This is a genomic window from Bradyrhizobium sp. (assembly GCF_049691595.1).
Taxonomy (GTDB): Bacteria; Pseudomonadota; Alphaproteobacteria; order Rhizobiales; family Xanthobacteraceae; genus Bradyrhizobium.
Genome location: NZ_JBAVNZ010000570.1, coordinates 1 through 5,622, shown reverse-complemented (window position 1 = coordinate 5,622; position 5,622 = coordinate 1). Strand labels below are relative to the sequence as shown.

Genomic DNA, 5,622 nt, shown 5'->3' with positions numbered 1-5,622 from the left:
GTCATCCCGCTCCAGATTGTTGTCTGAGCATGATCTTTTCCGGAAACCGGTGCCCGCTTTTCGGGACCATGCTTCAAATAACGCCCATGCGTTCGGCGAGGGCGAACAGCCAGAACAGCCCGGCCATCACCAGCGCGACGCCGACCGCCGCCGAGCCCATGTCCTTGACCCGCCCGATCTGGGGATCATGGTCGGTGGTCAGCCGGTCCGCGAGCTTTTCGATCGCGGTGTTGAGCAGCTCGACCACCAGCACCAGCACCACGGCGGCGACCAGTTCGATGCGGCGCATCGCGGTCAAGCCGATCAGCCACGCCAGCGGCAACGACAGCACGAGTGCCGCGAGTTCCTCGCGAACGGCCTGCTCGGAGCGGATCGCAAAGGCGAGGCCGTTACGCGTATTGATCGTGGCCCGCCAAAGTCGCAGCAATTCTCAAAGTCCCGCGGCCGCCGGCATCGGCTTGGCCTTGCCGGCGCGTTCCTGTTTCAGCAGTTCCGCGATCAGGAAAGCCATGTCGATCGATTGTTCGGCGTTCAAACGTGGATCGCAGACCGTGTGATAGCGGTCGTTGAGGCCCTCATCGGTGATGGCGCGCGCGCCGCCGATGCATTCGGTGACGTCCTGCCCGGTCATCTCCAGATGGACGCCGCCGGCATGGGTGCCCTCGGCCGCATGGACGGCGAAGAACGATTTTACCTCCGACAATACCCGGTCGAACGGACGGGTCTTGTAGCCCGAGGTCGAGGTGATGGTGTTGCCGTGCATCGGATCGCACGACCAGACCACGATACGCCCTTCCCGCTTCACGGCCCGAACCAGCGCCGGCAGGTGATCGCCGACCTTGTCCGCGCCGAAGCGGTTGATCAGCGTCAGCCGTCCGGGCTCGTTGTCGGGGTTGAGCACATCGATCAGCTTTAGCAACTCGTCCGGCTTGAGCGAGGGGCCGCACTTCAAGCCGATCGGGTTCCTGATGCCGCGAAAATATTCGACATGGCCGTGGTCGAGCTGGCGGGTGCGGTCGCCGATCCAGATCATGTGGCCCGAGGTCGCATACCAGTCGCCGGTGGTGGAATCGATCCGCGTCATCGCCTGCTCGTAGCCGAGCAGCAGCGCTTCATGGCTGGTGTAGAAATCGGTGGACCGCAGTTCCGGATGGCTTTCGAGATCGAGCCCGCAGGCCTGCATGAAGTTCAGCGCATCCGAGATGCGGTCCGCCAGTTCCTTGTAACGGCGCGACTGCGGGGAGTCCTTGAGGAAACCAAGCATCCACTGATGCACGCTGCCGAGATTGGCAAAACCGCCGGTCGCAAACGCCCGCAGCAGATTGAGCGTCGCCGCCGACTGCCGGTACGCCATCAGTTGACGCTGCGGATCGGGCGTGCGCGCCTCGGCGGTGAAGGCGATGTCGTTGACGATGTCGCCGCGATAGCTCGGCAGCTCGACGCCGCCGATCTTTTCGGTCGGCGAGGAGCGCGGCTTGGCGAATTGCCCGGCGATGCGGCCGACCTTCACCACCGGCAGCGCGCCGGCATAGGTCAGCACCACCGCCATCTGCAGCAGCACGCGGAAGAAATCGCGGATGTTGTTGGCGCCATGCTCGGCGAAACTTTCGGCGCAATCGCCGCCCTGCAGCAGAAACGCCTGGCCGGCGGCGACGCGCGCCAGCGCCTTTTTCAGGTTGCGCGCCTCACCTGCAAAAACCAGCGGCGGAAACGTCGCAAGCTGCGCCTCGACATCGGCCAATGCCTTGGCATCGGGATAATCGGGCATCTGCAACACCGGCCTGGCGCGCCAGCTGTCGGGGGTCCACCGCTCGGACATGACGTCAACTCCTGAACAAAAACCGCGACTTACCCGCCTTCGCTGAAGCTTCGGCGGGCCCGAAACTGAAACAGCCCGGCGAAGCCTTGGCGTAGCCGGGTCGGCGGTTGAGGAAGGGCCGGTTTATACACAGGCTGCAAGCCGGCTGCTAGCTGGAATTCCATTCCGGCGAGCCTTGCGGCAAAAGCCGAATTCGCATTTGTTAGGCGCGGCACAACCAAAGGGGGAAATGGGGGTGGCCGAGGCCGGACTGGACGACGTGTTCATCGACGACATCACCGTGCCGGCGACCGATGGATATCTGCTGGGGGCGACGCTGTTTTTGCCCCGCGGCGCCAAGCGCCATGCCATGCTGATCAATTCGGCGACCGCGGTGCCGCGCAAGATCTACCGGGGCTTTGCCGGTTATCTCGCCCAGCGCGGCTGCGTGGTGCTGACCTATGACTATCGCGGCACCGGCGATTCCAGGCGGAAGGCGCGGACCGGCGCCAACCGGCCGAAATCGCTGGTCGGCTTCAAGGCCTCGATGACGGACTGGGCCGCGCTCGATGTCGCCGCCGCCGTGGCCTGGATGCGCCAGCGCTATCGCGCGCTGCCGTGCGGCTATGTCGGCCATTCCTTCGGCGGGCAGGCGCTTGGGCTCATTCCCAACAACCGCGAAGTGTCGCGCGCGCTGTTGATCGCGGCGCAAGCCGGCTATTGGAAACTGATGGCCTCGCCGGAGCGCTATCGTGTCTATGCGATGCTCAATTTCGCGGGCCTCCCCTTGACCCGCCTGCTCGGCTACACGCCGGGCTGGACCGGCCTCGGGCAGGATTTGCCGAAGGGCGTGTTCGAGCAATGGGTCTCCTGGGTGATGAGCCCGCGCTATCTGTTCGACGACACAAAACTCGGCGCGCTGCGGAATTTTCCGAAGTATCAGGGCGCGTTGCGGGCGCTGTGCCTGACCGACGATCCCTGGGCGACGTTGCCCGCGGTCGAACTGCTGTGCTCGGGATTTACCTCGACCACGCCGGAAATTCTGTCGGTGACGCCGGCGGATGCGGGCGGGAAGACCATCGGCCATTTCGGATTTTTCCGCCCCGAACACCGCGACACGCTATGGCGCGGTGCCGCGGAATGGCTTCAGGCGGGGTAGGCTGATTCAATTTTCAAAGAGCTGAGGACAATTCGATTGTAGAACCGTCATTGCGAGCGCAAGCGAAGCAATCCATCTCGCCGCGCAAAGAAAGAAATGGATTGCTTCGTCGCTTCCGCCGTCGCTCGTCAAGCTACGGCGGACAAGTCGCTCCTCGCAATGACGGCAGGCGGGCGCATGGCGCTATCAGGGCAGGAATTTTACGCCGTAGGTCCTGCCGCGACGCCAGACCACTTCGCAGGGCTGGCGTTTTGGATGCGCCGGCACCAGCGCCAATGTGAACCTGCCCCCGAGATCGATCTCGACATCGGTCTCGATCCGGACGCCGCCAGGCGAGACGTCCAATACGAAGCAATCGAGCCTGGTCACGCCGTCGTCGACCGTGATCCAGGCCGGCTGCTTGTGCATTTGCCGGCGCGGTTCGCGCTGTACCTTTGCCCTTGGCTCATCAACGGTCATGATGACCATCCGTTGTTGGACGTGTCGGCGATCGGCAAGGCGATCGCCAAAGCAGGCGTCAGATTGAAGGCAATCCCGTAAAGGTCCCGTTAGCGCATTGCATCGCAATTTACAGGCTTGGGCCGCGGGGACGTCCGCCGATCGTGCCCGTCCGCGCCCGATGACGGGCTCCGCGATATGCTGGAATCGTGAAAATCCAGGATATCGCGGCGCCAATCCGCCCCATTGGCGCGCTATGTTGGGAACCGGCTGGGAACAAATCCGGTCATTCCGGCTTATCGCCGGCTGCTCGGAAGCCCGGGGAGGCTTCGATGAAACTGGCAAGACGCATTTTGGCGGGTTCAGCGCTCACCCTCATCAGTTCGGTGACATTGGCCCAGCAACCGCTGACGGGAACGGTCACCACCATCGATCGGATCAGCGGCACGATCGCGATTCGACAGACTCAGGGCGGCACTGTCGGCGCCAATAGCGGCGGCGCGGCCGAAGCGTTCAAGGTGCAAGGCGGCTTGCTGGACGCGGTTCACGCCGGCGACAGGGTCAAGTTTTCCGTCACCGAAACGGGCGGGACCAGGACCATCACGACACTCGAGAAACAGTAAGCTTTCAGTACGCGGGACGGGTTGCGCCCGGCGAAGCCAATCACCTTCATACGTGCATACGTGCGTGCGATGGATGGGTATCGCGGAGTTCATCATCGGGCGCGCATTCGCGCGACCCGTTGGCTCCATCCATCCTACGCGCTTAATGGATTTTCAGGCAGGGAAATGCTATATTGACCGGGAGGAGAATCCATGTCCGCCCGCCGCCCATCCACGATCGTTAATGCCACCGCCCGGGTCATCCAGAACCTCGCCGAACGGAATCACGTGACCTATCATGTGACCGACAGTGACCGGCTTGCACATCACATGACCCGATTGGCGGGAGACGTGGTCGAACTCGATCCGATCGAGCAGCTGTTGATTGGCCTGCAACGTGCCGGACGCATCGACCGCACCCTGATGGTCCGCCTGCAAGCGCGCTATCTTCGCGAAACCAGCCGTGACGTTTGATCCATTTGGCGACTTCGAAACGCGCGGCTATCTGCGCAACGTCGCCCGAACCAAGGACTCGAAGATAGTCCGGCAGATGGAGCACGCATCCTTCACGACCGGCCTTGATGCAGCGTTCGACAATCTCGCGTCCAAAAAGCAACTTTCCTATGACGACGTGCTCGGCACGCACAAGATCCTGTTCGAGGCGGTTTATCCGTGGGCAGGACAAGACCGCCTGATCACCGCGCCGCATCTTGTCGTGAGCAAGGGAAACGACAGGGGCAAAATCTCCTTCGCCTATCCGCAGGATATACGGCGCGCGACCGACTATGGACTGGATCACGGACAAGACAAGAAATTCATGGCTGCAAAGCCCGGCGAGATCATGGGCTATCTGGCGCATGGCCATCCGTTTCTTGACGGCAACGGCCGGACCATCATGGTGCTCCACTGCGTGCTCGCGCAACGAGCGGGCTTCAGCATCGATTGGGCCGCCACGAGCAAGAACGACTATCTGGCCGCTCTCACCAAAGAACTTGAAGACCCCGATCAAGGACATCTGGACGCCTATCTCAAGCCGTTCACCAGGAGCGCTGTCTCTCACGGCGAACTTGCGGCGAACATTGCCGCCGCGCCAGGCCTTGATGGCGAGGGCGAAGATACCGTGCTCGGTACGACCGATGATCCGGAATTGAAAGCCCGGTATGAGGCACAGGTAGTGAAGAGGAAGCAACGCTAGGCCTTGGGTCGAAGCGAGTCCGCGCAGATGCGTCGCCCGATGGCAGGCCCTGGCGTAATCCGCCTCTTTATCTTATCGTCGGTAAGCGGCGGATGACGCTGCGCTGATCCGCCCTACGCGCTTCACCAGACGCGGTCCGCCTGGTCGCACACGCTCCGCCATTCGTATTGCCCGGTGGCGGGATCGAGAACCTGACGCTGCGAGCATTGCGAGGCGCCGAGCGGCGGCAATTGCATCGGCGGCAGCGGCGCGAGGGACGGCGGGACGATGGAACACACCGTGATCGGGCAGATCGGCGGAAGCTCCATGCTGCCGGTGCAGAGCGGCTGCATCTCGCCATCGACGCATCGGCAGACGCAGGAGGCTTGCGCGCTCACCGTGAGGAAAAGGCCGAAAGCCACCGCCAAAATCCATCGCACGTTAATGTGGG

8 protein-coding genes are annotated in these 5,622 nt (G+C 62.8%); 4 read left to right on the top strand and 4 right to left on the bottom strand.

Features of this window, described 5'->3' with window-relative positions; genetic code table 11:
• Window positions 1–73: 73 nt before the first annotated feature.
• Entirely contained in the window at window positions 74–427 is a 354-nt protein-coding gene (locus WCE35_RS23090) for a diacylglycerol kinase (protein ID WP_424595628.1), read from the bottom strand.
• A gap of 3 nt (window positions 428–430) precedes the next feature.
• A complete protein-coding gene (locus WCE35_RS23085) occupies window positions 431–1,819 on the bottom strand; it encodes a class II 3-deoxy-7-phosphoheptulonate synthase (RefSeq protein WP_424595627.1) in 1,389 nt (462 codons plus the stop codon).
• A 229-nt stretch (window positions 1,820–2,048) separates the two neighbouring features.
• Here WCE35_RS23085 and WCE35_RS23080 point away from each other — a divergent pair, with 229 nt between their 5' ends.
• Window positions 2,049–2,957 (top strand): alpha/beta fold hydrolase, encoded by a 909-nt coding sequence (locus WCE35_RS23080; protein WP_424595626.1) that lies wholly within the window; start codon window positions 2,049–2,051, stop codon window positions 2,955–2,957.
• Between the two features lie 186 nt (window positions 2,958–3,143).
• Here WCE35_RS23080 and WCE35_RS23075 read toward each other — a convergent pair whose 3' ends face one another.
• A complete protein-coding gene (locus WCE35_RS23075; protein WP_424595625.1) occupies window positions 3,144–3,416 on the bottom strand; it encodes a PilZ domain-containing protein in 273 nt (90 codons plus the stop codon).
• A gap of 188 nt (window positions 3,417–3,604) precedes the next feature.
• On the opposite strand from WCE35_RS23075, the gene WCE35_RS23070 reads away from it, so the two are divergent.
• The 3 genes from WCE35_RS23070 (at window position 3,605) to WCE35_RS23060 (ending at window position 5,192) form a co-directional block, all read left to right on the top strand.
• A complete protein-coding gene (locus WCE35_RS23070) occupies window positions 3,605–4,018 on the top strand; it encodes a copper-binding protein (protein WP_424595624.1) in 414 nt (137 codons plus the stop codon).
• 192 nt (window positions 4,019–4,210) lie between these two features.
• Window positions 4,211–4,471, top strand: coding sequence for a hypothetical protein (locus tag WCE35_RS23065; protein ID WP_424595623.1), 261 nt, complete (start codon window positions 4,211–4,213; stop codon window positions 4,469–4,471).
• Window positions 4,461–5,192, top strand: coding sequence for a Fic/DOC family protein (locus WCE35_RS23060; RefSeq protein WP_424595622.1), 732 nt, complete (start codon window positions 4,461–4,463; stop codon window positions 5,190–5,192). The genes WCE35_RS23065 and WCE35_RS23060 overlap by 11 nt, the downstream gene beginning before the upstream one ends.
• A gap of 122 nt (window positions 5,193–5,314) precedes the next feature.
• On the opposite strand, the gene WCE35_RS23055 is transcribed toward WCE35_RS23060, so the two are convergent.
• The coding region (locus WCE35_RS23055) for a hypothetical protein (RefSeq protein WP_424595621.1) at window positions 5,315–5,622 on the bottom strand (308 nt) is incomplete at its 5' end.